Below are 16,067 nucleotides of genomic sequence, written 5' to 3'. Positions count from 1 at the left end.
AAGAAATAATTTGATTTAATACGCTATGCTTCGGAAATATGAAAGAAGTTGTTAAACCTTAGATACCAATATAAATGGCTTTGTATTGAATTTAGATATACAATTATTGGTGCTAGTAAAATCTGGTACAGTGCAGCAGTTTGAGTAATGAAACGCTGTTTGCTGAACTCGTTTCAGTATCTAGCGGGAGCTATGAATTATAAATGTTCTAAGTACACTTTAACGCTACGCTCTCCCGCTGGTCGTGAATCTCACAAGTTCGATTTCGCGAAAGCGTAGCATTACAGCATATAAAATAGCCTTAAAAAAAAGAAAATAGCACAAACGAAAAATATCCAACTAAAGCTGATGATAATCATACAGTATTTATAAACCCTTCTTAAAACTTTTTATTATGAAATTTAAATTATTCCATGTTTTGTTGTTTTTGTGTATAGCCACAGGCTACACACAAACCTTTGATAAAGACGGACTCACGTACGACGTTACTAATGCCAATCCCAACGAGGTAACAGTTGTAGGCGGTACAATCACTGGCGATCTGGTGATACCAGAAACAGTAAATGTTGTTGATTTAGAATTTAGTGTGACTGCCATTGGTAGCGAAGCTTTTAAAAATAATGGGCTTACCAGTGTGGTGATTCCCAATAGTGTCACCAGTATTGGTCGCGCAAGTTTTTCAAATAATAATATCAGTGCTGTTGTTCTTCCAGAAGGTCTTACAGTGTTATCCAAGCAAGTTTTTTCATCAAATGCATTGACTAGTATTGATCTTCCTTCGGGGTTAACTACGATAGCTAATAATGCTTTACGAGATAATCAGCTTAGCGAAATTACTATTCCATCGGGTGTAACATCTATCGGGCTATTTGCTTTTAAAGACAACAATATAGAGACGGTCATTTCAGAAAATACTACGCCACCAAGTATAGCGGGTAGTTCGTTTAGTAATCGTAATACGATAGATTTAGTAGTGCCTCTAGGAACTACAGCCGCTTATGAAGATGCAGGTTGGACAGGTTTTGCTAGTATTACTTCGGGTATTATAGTGGGGGATTTGATTTATGAAATAACCGCGACCAATCCCAATGAGGTAGCAGTTATAGGTGGTCTAACAACGGGCAATTTGGTGATACCAGATACGGTTACTATTAATGCTGAAGAATTTACAGTCACTGCTATTGCAAACAATGCCCTGACCAATAAAAATTTAGCAAGTGTCGTATTACCAAATACGTTAACAACAACAGGTTTTGGGGCCTTTAGTACGAATGATATAACGAGCGTTTTCTTACCTGAAGGAATTACCATCATAAGAAAGCAATCATTTCAGTTTAATCAATTGAGCAGTATTCACCTTCCTAGTACTACCACCAAAGTAGATAACAACGCCTTTAGAGACAATCAACTCACAGAGGTCCTTTTGCCGGCCAACGTAAATACTGTAGGAATACAAGCGTTTGAAAACAACCCTATAACAGAAGTCACATCTTTTAATACGACCCCTCCAAGTATAGCAGGTAGTTCGTTTAGTAATCGTAATACAATAGATTTATTTGTACCTATAGGAACTATACAAGCTTACTTGAATGCAGGCTGGTCAGGTTTTGCTAGTATTTCTGAAGATGTTTTTGCTGTTGGAGACAGGTTTGCTTCAGGAGATTTGCTATTTGAAGTAACGAGTGCAAACCCTAATACGGTTAAGGTCTTCGATTTAATAAGTGCCAATAAAGATATAGAGATACCAAGTATTGTGTTAGATGATGGTGATAATTCATTTTCTGTAACGTCTATAGGATTTGCAGCTTTTTTTAACAATGGTATAGAGAGTGTTATCATTCCGAATAGTGTTACTTCTATTGGAAGAGCTGCTTTTGAAGTCAATGAGTTAACGAGTGTTACTATCCCTGATAGTGTGACAACAATTGGTCAAAGCGCTTTTCATTCTAATACATTAACTAGTGTTGTCATTCCTGATAGTGTTACAAGTATTGAAGATTTAGCTTTTGGATTTAATGAATTAACAAGTGTTACTATCCCTAATAGTGTGACAAGTATTGAACGTTTAGCTTTTGGATTTAATGCATTAACTAGTGTTGTGATCCCTAGTAGTGTCACGAGTATTGGTCCTGGTGTATTTTTCAACAACCCATTAATTTCTATTACTGCAGAAGGGACAGTTCCTGCAAGTATTACAACTGGTGGAGAAGAGGACAGCTTTGGAGATCGTAGTGTGATAGACTTAACGGTACCTAATGGATTAACACAAGACTATCTAGACGCAGACTGGATAAATTTTGCGAGTATTACAGAAGATGATATTGCTATTGGAGATACTTTTACCTCTGGAGATTTTCTATTTGAAGTGACGAGTGTAGAGCCTAATGAAGTGGCGGTGATCGATTTAGTGAACCCAATTACCGATATCGTTATACCAAATATTGCAGTTGAACCTAGTGGTGATAATTCATTTTCTGTAACGTCTATAGGACCGGGAGCTTTTTTTAACAATGATATAGAGAGTGTTGTCATTCCGAATAGTGTTACCGTTATAGATGGATTCGCTTTTGGCTTCAATAATTTGACCAGTGTTAGTATACCAAATAGTGTTACTTCTATTGGAAATGCTGCTTTTGAAACTAATGAGTTAACGAGTGTTACTATCCCTGATAGTGTTACAAGTATTGGTGATAGTGCTTTTGCATTTAATGAATTAACAAGTGTTACTATCCCTAATAGTATTACTTCTATTGGCAGAGCTGTTTTTAGAAATAATCAATTACAGAGTGTTGTCATTCCTAATAGTGTTACTTCTATTGGTAATGGAGCTTTTTTTAGCAATAATTTAAACAGTGTTACTATTCCTAATAGTGTTACAAGTATTGGGTTCAGTGCTTTTAGACTTAATCCATTAACAGAGGTGATTTCAGAGGGATTAGTTCCTGCAAGTATTACAACTGGTGGAGAAGACACCTTTGGAGATCGTAGTGTGATAGATTTAATAGTACCCTCTGGTTTAGCACAAGACTATCTAGACGCAGATTGGACAGGATTCGCGAGTATTACAGAAGATGGTATTGCTATTGGAGATACTTTTGCCTCTGGAGATTTTCTATTTGAAGTAACGAGTGTAGGTCCTAATGAGGTCGCTGTGGTCGATTTAGTGAACCCAATTACCGATATCGTTATCCCAAATATTGCAGTTGAACCTAGTGGTGATGATTCTTTTAGTGTAACTTCTGTAGGGGATAATGCTTTTTTGGCAAAAAGCTTAACAAGTGTTACTATTCCTGCTAGTGTGACTAGTATTGGTGCTTTGGCATTTTTCACAAATGCTTTAACCAGTGTTGTTATTCCAAATAGTGTTACAAGTATTGGTCAATCTGCTTTTAAGGATAATGACTTAACGAGTATTGTTCTATCTGAGAGTCTTACGAGTATCGAATTTGCTGTTTTTGAAAATAATGAATTACCGGGTGTTGTCATTCCTAATAGTGTTATAACTATTGAAGGTTCTGCTTTTACCAATAACCTATTAGGGAGTGTTTCTATCCCTACTAGTGTAACAAGTATTGGTCAATCTGCTTTTAGTGCAAATCAATTAACGAGCATTACTCTATCTGATGGTTTGACTACTATAGGATCAGGTGCTTTTTCAAATAATCAATTAACTAATGTTGCTATACCTAACAGTGTAACGAGTCTTGGAGGTCTTGCTTTTACAGACAATCAATTAGCCACCGTTGTTATCTCAAACAATATTACTGTTATAGAACAGTTTACGTTTGCTAATAATGAGTTAACCAGTGTAAGTATTCCAAATGGTGTAACGATCATTGGTAATACTGCATTTGCAAATAATGAGTTAACGAGTGTTACTATACCTGATAGTGTTACAACGATTGATTTTTTAGCTTTTAATAATAACCCATTGACAGCAGTTATTGCTCAAGGCACCATACCAGCTAGTATTGTTACTGGATCCGGAGATAGTTTTGGAGATCGTAGTGTGATAGACTTAACGGTACCTACAGGTTTAGTGCAAGATTATCTAGACGCAGATTGGACTGGTTTTGCAAGTATCACTGATGGTGAAGTTGCTGTGGGAGATACGTTTGAAGCAGGAGACTTTCTATATGAGATCACAAGTTTAGCGCCTAATGAGGTTGCTGTGGTCGATTTGGTAAGTGCAATTACTGCTATAGAGATCCCTAGTGAGGTAGTAGATGCTAGCGATACTTCATTTACAGTAACATCAGTAGGTGATAATGCTTTTCTTCAGGACGGATTAACGAGTGCTATAATTCCTAATTCTATAACCACTATAGGAGAATTTTCTTTTAATACCAATGCGTTGTCTAGTATTGAGATAGGGGCTTCTGTAACCACTATAAAGAGAGCTGCATTTGCTAATAATTTATTAGAAAGTATTATAATACCAGATACTGTTACTGTTCTTGGAGATCAAGTTTTTGCTTTTAATCCTACAACTACTGTTTCTTTTGGTACATCGGTCACTACTATAGGGGCTCGAGTTTTTGAAGGTAATCCAGATATCACAACAGTCACATCATTGAGTGTAAACCCTGCCAACTTACCAGATAATGCTTTTGATGATAGAGGCGCTATAGATTTGTTTATTCCAGAAGGGACCACACAGGTATATCTAGCAGCAGAATGGACAGATTTTAATAGTATCGATGATGGTTCGATTGCTGTAGGCGATACGTTTGAGTCTGGAGATTTTTTATACAGAATCACAAGTTTGAGTCCTAATGAGGTTGCTGTAATTGGTTTAACATCCTTTATTCAAGACATTGTAATACCAAGCGGCGTAGTTGATAGTGATACTGAGTTTGCAGTAACATCTATTGGAGAAGGTGCATTTCAAGAAAGACAACTCATAAGTGCTGTACTTCCAAATAGCATTATTAAAATAGGCGAATTGGCTTTTGAAAACAATGATTTAGTAGCCATATCATTAAGCAATAATCTTACTTCTATTGGTAAAGCCGCTTTTTTTGGCAACAATCTTACAAGTGTTACCATTCCAGATAGTGTTATAGATATAGGCGCTATTAGTTTTACCAGTAATCAAATAAACAGTGTAACACTAGGAAATAGTGTAAGCATAATTCGATTTGAGGCCTTTGCCGACAACCCATTAACCCAAGTAATTGCCACAGGTATTGACCCGGCGACAATTGTTACAGGAACAAATGATAGTTTTGGCAATAGAAGTGTGATAGATTTAACGATTCCTAGTGGAAGACTAGAAGCGTATCTTGCTGCCGATTGGACAGGATTTGCAAACATTAATGAAAACCAAATTGTAATAGGAGATATCTTTGACTTCGGAAATTTTAGATACGAAGTAACAGGAGTAAGTCCTAATACTGTTGCAATAATTGGTTTTGCAGAGTTTATACAAGATATCAATATGCCAAATACAGTGCTAGACCCTAACGAGAATCAATTTACCGTGACCTCTGTTGCAGAAGAAGCTTTTATAGATAGTAATATCAATAGGGTACGTATTTCAGAAAACGTTTTAAATATTGGAGATAGGGCCTTTGGTGCTAATAATATTGAGACCCTAATTATTCCAGAAAGTGTAGTTTCTATAGGCAGAGAGTCCTTTGCTAAAAATCCTTTAAGCGAACTAACTTCTTTATCCTTAAATCCTGCGAGTATAGAATTTGATAGTTTTGGAGATCGAGACCAAACAGATTTGTTTATTCCTTTTGGCACTTCAGAAGTTTATGAAGCAGCAGCGTGGACAGGCTTTAGATCTGTTACCGAGATAGAACCAACAAATCTTAACAATGTAAATATTATAACACTTTCAAATGAACAGGATCAAACTGGGGTTTCGAGTGATGGAGCTGCACTGGGTCGTAGTACAAACAACGAGGTCGTTTTAGCTATTTCAGCAGATAAGATGTTAAGCATTATCACTACAGAAGCTAGATTAGAGCAATACACGATCTATAGTGTTTCTGGAGAAGAAGTGGCACGCGGTACAAACGAGATTGTCTCAGTGGGTCATTTATTACCAGGGCTGTATATGGTACATATGCAGTTTGTAGATGCGCCAATAGTAGTTAAAAAGTTTATCAAGTAGTTGTAAGCTATATAAAGGTAAGAAGTCCTAGCTATTAAAATAGTTAGGGCTTTTTTATGTTTATGACATACTATTTCTCACTACACATATTTACTATGTGTACTTTTAGAAGTTGTCACACAAAGTAAAGGTAAGATACCGCTTTGGACGCCGGGACCAACCACGTCCTCACCGAAGTGAATGGCACCTTTGCAATGATCGTAGGTGATGCCGATGGAAGTTCACAAATAACGTTTATCGTAGATGCAGGTAACTATTTTGTGAAAATTAGCCACCGTAACCATATAGGGATAGTAACTACAACTCCTGTGGCGCTATCATCAACTTCGGAACTATTAGATCTCACTAAAGATGCCAGTCTCATTCAAGGTGGTACAGAAGCACTCACGGTGTTAGTAAACGGCTCGTTTGGCATTTTTGCCGGAGATAGTGATGGAAACACGCAAATACAAAACCAAGATTTATCAGATATTGTGATTCCTAACCTTGGAAAAGGAAAGTAAATTGAATAAAACGAGGCCTCAATTAGGCCTCGTTTTACATTTTATACATACATTAAGCCTAGTAATAACCTATTTTTGAGGCTCAATTAAGAATCGAGCCCTAACGATAGTATCAATTATTAAGGCTCATTTTAAAAAGTAGGTATGAATAGAAATTTGATATTTAAAGTTTTGATTTCGCTTTTACTTTGCTTTTCTCACTTCTTTATGTTTGGTCAAAAATCAGCAAAAGACAGCATTGTTAAAGCACTTAGAGATCAGATCGAAACTGCAACCCTAGATTCTACTAAGGTGCAATTGCTCCTTAATTTGTCTGATGAAGTGTATACCTACGATATAGACCTAGGTTGTAATACTATTCTAAAGGCCAAAAAAATCGCAGATCAAACTACCTACAGTGATTTTAGATTTCAAAAATTAAAAGTCGAAATTCTACAAAGTCTTGCTAATTGTGGGATCATTAGAGGTGATTTAGTCGACGCTTTAAAATATCAACAAAAAACGATTGATTTTTGTCAAAAAATTAAGGATACTATAGGTTTAGGGAAGGCCTATACCGGAAGAGGTACAATCTATCAAAGAAAGGATGATACCATAAATGCGGAAAAGTATTTTAGGAAAGCCATAGCGCTTCAACTAAAAAAAGGGAAGCCTAAAGACCTTGCATTTTCCTATACCAAATTAGGCCATATTTATAACAGCTATCGAAAACTAGACTCTGCACGATATTTCTTTACACAAGCTAAAAGGTATAATCCCACAACACTTGGAATTGTCCGAGCCAATGCAAACATTGGTACCTCCTACATTTATGGAGAAGAATATGACAAAGCAATCGCGATTCAAAAAGATAATCTCAAAATTATTGACCCCTCTAATCATTTAAATATTAGCTCTATATACAATAATTTGGCAAGTTCGTATTCGGCCCTTAAAGATTATGATAATGCACTAATAGCTATAGATAGTGCCATTTTCTATTCTAAAAAACAGAATGATAAAAGTAGATTAAAGGATAATTATAGATGGAAATATTATATAAGTGCACAATCAAAGCAATTTGAAGAAGCTTTTTTAGCACACCAACAGTACAAAATTTATTCTGATTCGTTAACCAATATCGATGAAGTAAAACGATTTACAGCATTAGATCTCAATTACCAATTCGAGAAAGAAAAGGAACTTGCCGCGTTAGAATTACAATCACAAGAATCCAAAAAACGACTGTACTTTATCTTACTATTTGTAGTACTGCTATTAGGATTGCTCACTGTGTATTTTTTAATAAAGGATAAAAAACAAAAAGTAGCACTGGCAAAAAAAGAAGTAGCCCTTAAAGAAACAGAAAAAATAAAATCAGAACTCGCTTTAGCGAATAGAGAAAATGAACTTAAAAAAGTTGTTATTGAAAATTCCATTACCGAAGAAGTATTGAATAAAACATTAGATGATATCAAGGAAATTATCACTTTTGAGAATGAGCGTGAACGAAAAATGGCCTTACGTTCCTTATCTGTTTCGCTACTGTCTGAAAAATCGGCACAAAAAGATACGTTGAGCTTACAATCTTATTTGGATGAAGTTGAGATGGAGTTTAAAATTTTGCTAGATCAGAAGTTTCCTAAACTAAACACCAATGAAAAGCAACTATTATGTTTAATAAAGATAGGATTAACCACGAATGAGATCACGAAGTTGCTTAACACCACACTTTCTTCAGTAAAATCAAAACGATATCGAATCCGTAAGAAATTGGCTATCGAACCTGAAGCAGATATTATACCCCATATTGAACAGTATAACTAATCTTATTTTATATTGCATACGCTCCTCGCAATAAGAGTGGATTGTGACGTTTTATATTCGCCTTAGCCTGAATAAAACAGAAGTCAAAAAAAAAACAGCAAGATCTTCCGCTTTAACCCTAATTATTCGTCTTCACACCAACAATTATCTCTTTTTTAAATTCATAAAACACATAATGTCAATTAATTAAAACAAACGAGGCTTATTTGAGGCCCTTGTTTTCTAGGTAATAAATTGTTTTTGCACCTAATTTTGAATTGAAGAATTCTAGCGCTATTTATTGGGTTTTGTGAAAAAGTATTTCACAAAATAATTCCCTGAAAATTTTGACTAGACTAAAAACTCAATGATGATGAAAACAAGAATTACGATTATATGTTTTTTATTTTTTGGTATCACAACTTCATTAGCACAAACCTTTACCGTTGATGGTCTTGATTATGTAGTGACTTCTATAAACCCGAATGAAGTGCGCGTGACGGGTGGTACAGCTATACCAACAGATTTGGTGTTGCCAGAAATAGTTTCCTTCGAAGGTGAAAATTATACATTGGTCATTGTTTCAAATAATGCTTTTGAAAATACCAATTTAACAAGTGTACAATTTCCAAGTACATTGCGAGAAATAAGAGCAAGGTCGTTTCAAAATAACTTAATTTCTTCACTGGTACTACCAGAAAACTTAACAAGTATAAGTTTTAGAGCTTTCCGTTTGAATCAAATTGAAAATCTGGTTATCCCAAATAGCGTCACTACGCTAGGTAATGGAGTGTTTGAAGCAAATAACGTTTCGAATCTTACTATATCTGAAAATATAACAACCATAAATGAAAACGCTTTTCGAAATAATGAATTAACTACAGTAACTATTCCCGCAAACGTAAATGCACTAGATGTAAGTTGTTTTAGAAGTAACCCATTAACAGAAGTAATCGTTTTAAATACCACACCTCCAAGTATTCAAGGAGGTAGTGATGATCCTTTTTTCGGTATTAGAGCTAATATAAATTTAACCGTACCTCTTGGTACAGAAAGTGATTATATTGATAATGGTTGGACTGGTTTTGCTACAATAAACGGAGAAATCCCTTTAGAAATTGGAAATTCATTTACTGTAGCTGGATTGAATTATACAATTACAGCTTTAGTACCTAACGAGGTCACTATTACTGGAGGCACATCTATACCTGCTAATTTAATGATACCAGAATCTGTTACCATTCAAGACATAGTATTTAGTGTTGTTAGTATTGGTGCGAGTGCTTTTGAAAACGAAGGTATCACTAGTGTTACATTTCCAATGACTTTAAGAATCATCGGAGGCGCGGCATTTAGATTCAATGCGTTGACAGAGGTTGTCATACCAAATAGTGTTACGCAGATTTCTCAACGTGCCTTTGGTAATAATGATTTAGTAAATGTAACACTACCCGAAGGCCTACAACGCATTGATTTTCGCTCTTTTGAAAGAAATGAAATTGAAAACATTGCTATTCCTAATACAGTCACCGAAATTCAAGGGGTTGCTTTTGAGGATAACAATATAACAGAACTTACCTTACCAGCAAATCTAACAACAATAGGTGCAGAAGCATTTGATGCTAATCCTATAAATCGGATTACCTCAGAAGCTTTAGTGCCACCTGTGATACAAGGCAATTCTTTTGGAAATAGAAGTAATACTGATTTGTTTATTCCAGAAGGCACAGAACAAGCTCATATAGATGCCACTTGGACAGGCTTTAATTCTGTAAATAGTATTGGGACATTTTTAGTAGGCGAAGATTTTGAAGTCAACGGATTATCCTATACAGTAACTTTATTAGCACCCAATGAAGTTGAAGTTATAGGGGGTTCATCAATCTCTACAGATTTGGTTTTGTCAGAAGTAGTTACTGTTAATGGTATTGATTATACACTAATACACGTAGCTGAGAGTGCTTTTCAAAATGCAGAGCTTGCAAGTGTAAGCTTACCTAGTAGTATAAGAAGTATCGGAGATTTTGCTTTTGATGATAATGGACTTGCTACGATTGAATTCCCTAAAGGTCTAGAAACCATTGGTCAAAGAGCCTTTAGATTTAACAACTTATCGGATCTCATTTTTCCAAATACTGTATTGTCCATAGGCGAAAGTGCCTTTGGAGCTAATCCTTTAGCTACAATAACGGCAGTTGGCAATATACCTGCGTCTATTCAAACAAACACATTTACAGGAAATAGAAGTAATATCGATTTATTCATTCCAGAAGGCACGACACAAGCATATATCAATGCAGGTTGGACAGGTTTTAATTCTATAAACGAGATACCAATTAATATTACGGTGGCTCCAAAAGTATTCTTACAAGGCGCCAGTTTAAATCCTATTGCAGGAGAAGAAGATTTAATGCGTGATAGCTTGCGCGAAAGTGGCCTCTTACCTTCAATCTCTCCCTACGGCGATGGCACGACTGTAGATCCCTCTGTCTTTGATGCTACAGGCGCAGATGCCATCGTAGATTGGGTATTTATTGAGTTACGTGATGCAGCAGACCAAACGCAAGTGGTAGCAAGTACTTCTGGATTGCTTCAACGTGATGGCGATGTGGTGGGTACCGATGGGAGTTCACAAATAACGTTTACGGTGGATGAAGGTAGTTATTTTATAAAAATAAGTCACCGAAACCATATAGGGATAGTAACTGCAACTCCTGTGGCGCTATCATCAACTTCAGAACTATTAGATCTCACTACAGATGCCAGTCTCATTCAAGGTGGTGCAGATGTAGTAACAGTAGTATTAAATGGCTCATTCGCAATTTTTGCTGGTGATGCTGATGGAAACACGCAAATACAAAACGATGATATATCTGTATTGATTAATGTATTGGGAACCTCTGGTTATTTGGGTGTAGATACAGATATGAACGGACAAATACAAAACCAAGATTTATCAGATATTGTGATTCCTAATCTTGGGAGGGGGTAATAACACATGCACTATTATAGAGAAATTGTAACAAGCAAATTCTCTTGGTACTATAATAAAAACGAAAAATGCTAGTGCAACCTAATCGCTAAGACGTCGGTTTTGTGCTAGCATTTTTCGTTTTTGTTATAGTGATCGACTAAAGTGTGTCCTAGGTTTGCATTGAATTTTCTTCTGAAAAGGGAACCCCTTAAAATAGGAACAAAAAAAGGAAACGATGTATCTGTTTGAAATCCTTTTTGGTTTAAAATTTCGGCTTCAAAACGAAGTTTTTGGAATCACAAGATGTGTTTACATTATTCTAAACATATTAAAAAACCCCAGAATATTTCAGAAAAGCCAGCGCTCAACATTGAATCTACTTCAAAATTAAGATCATGAAAAAAATACTACTCCTAAGTCTATTTTGTTTAACAAGCACCTTTGTGTTTTCGCAAAACTTAACAGCAACATTTGACAATGCTCAAATAGTAAACGACGGTACCTTTGATTGGTATGAGGTTGAGGTATATCTTACCAGTGATGTAACATACAAACAAGGCCGTGGTCAATTTTATTTGTTTTATGATATCAATGCCTTTGGTAATAGTATTGCCACTGCAGATGGAAATGGGGCACGTGTGGAGTTAGTGGCCAGCGCAGGGAGTATTTTAGCACAAACGTTCTCAGGTGCATTTCCTCTGTATAATGATTTTATAATTAGTAATAACGGTGTGCCTGATGGTGATTTAGCAACTGTTTCATTTGCTTTCCAGCAAGCAATTGGTGGTGACGTTTTTAGTGATAACGTACTAACCACACCTACCTTATTGGGCCTTGTGAGAATGCGTTTTGAAAATGTCACTATCGCTCCAGATGTATGCTTTAATACCATAGGAACTAACTTTGATGATCAATTTCAAACGGCTTGTGGAGGAAATCCTTTCCCAGATTGCAGTGGTGCACCAGGGGTAACTATTTTCGATTACGATGGTAGTGATTGTTCCGGTGCTTTATTAGGTGGCGGAGACACAGAAGATCCTGTTGCAGTTTGCCAGGATATCACAGTACAATTAGATGCTGCTGGAAATGTATCAATAACTGCGGCTGATATTGATGGAGGTTCTACAGATAATGTAGCAATAGCTTCCTTAGAAATTAACCAAACTAGTTTTGATTGTTCAAACGTGGGAGCAAATACTGTCACGCTTACTGTAACAGACACTAGTGAAAACACAGACACTTGTACTGCAACAATAACTGTAGAAGATACTATTGCGCCTGAGGCACTATGTCAAAACGTAGCAGTAACGCTAGATACCAATGGTCAAGCTAGTATTACCGCAGCGCAAATAGATAATGGAAGTTTTGATAATTGCGGGATTGCATCTATTACGGTTGCTCCTTCAGACTTTGATAGTTCAGATATTGGAGCCAATACAGTGACACTCACCGTAACAGATGTAAATGGGAATAGTGATACTTGTACTGCAACTGTTACAGTTACAAATGCTGCAGACACAGAAGATCCCGTGGCGGTTTGCCAAGATATCACAGTACAATTAGATGCTGCTGGAAATGTATCAATAACTGCAGCTGATATTGATGGAGGTTCTACAGATAATATAGCAATAGCTTCATTAGAGATTAATCAAACTAGTTTTGATTGTTCAACTGTGGGTGCAAATACTGTCACACTTACTGTAACAGACACTAGTGGAAACACAGACACTTGTACTGCAACAATAACTGTAGAAGATACTATTGCGCCTGAGGCACTATGTCAAAACGTAGCAGTAACGCTAGATACCAATGGTCAAGCTAGTATTACCGCAGCGCAAATAGACAATGGAAGTTCCGATAATTGCGGGATTGCATCTATTTCGGTTGCTCCTTCAGACTTTGATAGTTCAGATATTGGAGCTAATACAGTTATACTCACCGTAACAGACGTGCAAGGAAATGTTGATACCTGCAACGCTACTGTAACGGTAGAAGAAAACGACACACCTGTTTTGCCAAACCTAGCCGCTACTTTTGATAATGCACAGATAGTAAATGATGGCACTTTTGATTGGTATGAAGTGGAAGTATACCTTAGAAGTGACGTTGCTTATAAACAAGGTCGTGGTCAATTTTATTTGTTCTATGATATCAACGCTTTCGGAAATAGCATTGCTAATGAAGATGCAGATGGTGCGCGTGTTGAACTAGTTGCATCTGGAGGTAGTATTTTAGCACAAACTTCATCGGGCTTTCCTTTATACAATACGTTTATTATTAGTAATAATGGAGTTCCAGATGGTGATTTAGCAACTGTTTCATTTGCTTTCCAGCAAGCAATAGGCGGTGATGCTTTTAATGATAATGTTGCAACCACACCAACCTTGTTAGGTCTAGTAAGAATGCGATTTGAAAATGCGACGATTCCACCAGATGTATGCTTTAATACGATAGGAACTAATTTTGACGACCAATTTCAAACCGCTTGTGGAGGAGCTCCTTTCCCAGATTGCAGCGGTGCTCCAGGTGAGACAATTTTAAATTATGATGGTAGCGATTGTTCAGGCGCAATACCAGAATTAGATTCGGAAGCACCAGTTGCCCTTTGTCAAGATATTACCGTACAACTAGATGCTGCAGGAAATGCCACAATAGCTGCCGCTGATATTGATGGGGGCTCCACAGATAATGTGAGCATTGCGTCACTCGCAATAGACCAAACAATTTTTGATTGCTCTAATGTGGGAGCAAATACAGTAACATTAACCGTTACCGATACAAGTGGAAATATAGATACGTGTACCGCAACTGTGACGGTAGAAGATTCTACTGATCCAGAAGCGCTTTGTCAAAACATCACAATATCTTTAGATGCAAATGGCCAAGCAAGTATTACAGCGGCACAAATAGATAATGGTAGTACAGATAATTGTGAAATTGCTTCTTTAGCAGTTTCGCCTAATACTTTTGACGGAGATAATATAGGAACAAACACAGTGGTCTTAGTCGTTACAGATATTAATGGAAATACCAATACCTGCCAAGCTACTATTACCGTTATTGATAACATAGCACCTATTGCCGTATGTCAAAACATCACACTTGGTTTAGATGCTAATGGAAATGCATCTATTGCAGCTTCAGATATTGATGGAGGTTCTACAGATAATACAAGTATTGCATCCTTAACAATAGATCAAACAAATTTTGATTGTTCAGATATTGGAGTAAATACTGTAACCCTTACTGTAATAGATACTAGTGGAAATACAGATACATGCACTGCCACAGTAACCGTTGAAGACAGCATGGCGCCAGATGCAGTTTGCCAAGATATAACTGCAGCCCTAGATGCTAATGGACAAGCAACCATTACCACTGGACAAATAGACAATGGAAGTTCAGATAATTGCGATATTGCCACTATTACTGTGTTCCCAAATACTTTTGACGAATCTAATTTAGGAATTAATACAGTAGTACTCACAGTAACTGATTCCAACGGAAATACAGCTACTTGTGAATCTACGGTAACAGTGGTAGACAACAGTGCCCCAGTAGCGGTGTGTCAAAATACTACCCTGCAATTAAATGCCTCAGGGGTTGCAACTATTACTGCAGCCGAAATTGATGGCGGTTCTATAGATAATGTAGGTATTGCTTCAATAGTAATAGACCAAACCAGTTTTGATTGCTCAAATTTAGGAGCGAATACGGTGACGCTAACGGTAACAGATACAAGTGGAAATGTTGATACTTGTACTGCAATAATAACTGTAGAAGATAGTATTTCACCAATTGCTCAATGTCAAAATATAACATTACTATTAGATGAAAACGGAGAAGCTACCATTACACCAGATCTTATAGATAATGGTTCAACAGATAATTGTGATGTAAATCTTGATATTGACATAACATCTTTTGATTGTACTACCATTGGGGCAAATACGGTGATCCTAACGGTTACGGATAGTAGCGGAAATACCGCTACTTGTGAAGCCCTTGTAAACATTATTGATACTCTTTCTCCAGAACTTGAATGTCCTGAAGATGAAACTGTTGTTTTGGAAGAAGGTACTACAACTTTTGAGATTCCAGATTACGTTGCCCTTGGTGAAATATTAATAACAGATAACTGTGAAGATGGTGTAACCACAACACAAGATCCATCGCCAGGCACTATAGTTGAAGAAGGCACAGAAACAATTACCATATGTGCTATAGATGCATCGGGTAACGAAACCTGTTGTGAGTTTGACTTAACCCTTGAACCTGCTCTTGAAATAGGGGATAATATTCTTGCATTAAGCAGTATAAAAATGTATCCTAATCCTGCTAGTACTATTGTGAATTTTGCAAATCCAGATGGAATTCTACTTAAAAGTATAACCATGTATGATGTCACAGGAAGACTTATAAACTCCTATAATACTGTAGCTGTTTCTAGTATCTATAGTATCAATGTTGCTCATTTAAATGCAGCGATGTATCTAGTGCACATAGAGACAGATAGCGGCATGCTAACTAAACAACTAATTATAGAGTGATACTAGGAATTTTGTGAATACGCAGAGGGTTTTGATGTAATATCATCTCAAATCAATGATTTAAAATGTCAAAAACATGTCGTTTCTGTAATAGCATTGTGCGGTTTTGTTATAGCCTTTTATTGAGCCTA

At 36.5% G+C, this 16,067-nt stretch carries 5 protein-coding genes; all 5 read left to right on the top strand.

Annotation, left to right across the window (positions count from 1 at the left end; genetic code table 11):
- Positions 1-394 precede the first annotated feature (394 nt).
- The 5 genes from ACY2RS_RS02095 (at position 395) to ACY2RS_RS02075 (ending at position 15,936) form a co-directional block, all read left to right on the top strand.
- Entirely contained in the window at positions 395-6,124 is a 5,730-nt protein-coding gene (locus ACY2RS_RS02095) for a leucine-rich repeat protein (protein WP_490096939.1), read from the top strand.
- Between the two features lie 143 nt (positions 6,125-6,267).
- Positions 6,268-6,627 (top strand): hypothetical protein, encoded by a 360-nt coding sequence (locus tag ACY2RS_RS02090; protein ID WP_490096938.1) that lies wholly within the window; start codon positions 6,268-6,270, stop codon positions 6,625-6,627.
- A 144-nt stretch (positions 6,628-6,771) separates the two neighbouring features.
- Positions 6,772-8,433, top strand: a complete 1,662-nt coding sequence (locus ACY2RS_RS02085; RefSeq protein ID WP_490096937.1) for a hypothetical protein — start codon at positions 6,772-6,774, stop codon at positions 8,431-8,433.
- 352 nt (positions 8,434-8,785) lie between these two features.
- Entirely contained in the window at positions 8,786-11,404 is a 2,619-nt protein-coding gene (locus ACY2RS_RS02080) for a leucine-rich repeat domain-containing protein (protein ID WP_490096936.1), read from the top strand.
- Positions 11,405-11,781: 377 nt separating this feature from the next.
- Complete coding sequence (locus ACY2RS_RS02075; RefSeq protein ID WP_490096935.1) at positions 11,782-15,936, top strand: T9SS type A sorting domain-containing protein; 4,155 nt, start codon at positions 11,782-11,784, stop codon at positions 15,934-15,936.
- Positions 15,937-16,067 lie beyond the last annotated feature (131 nt).

Source organism: Patiriisocius sp. 208BN25-11 (assembly GCF_058147145.1).
Note: the sequence above shows the minus strand (reverse complement) of the source record. Positions and strands in the feature narration are given on the sequence as shown.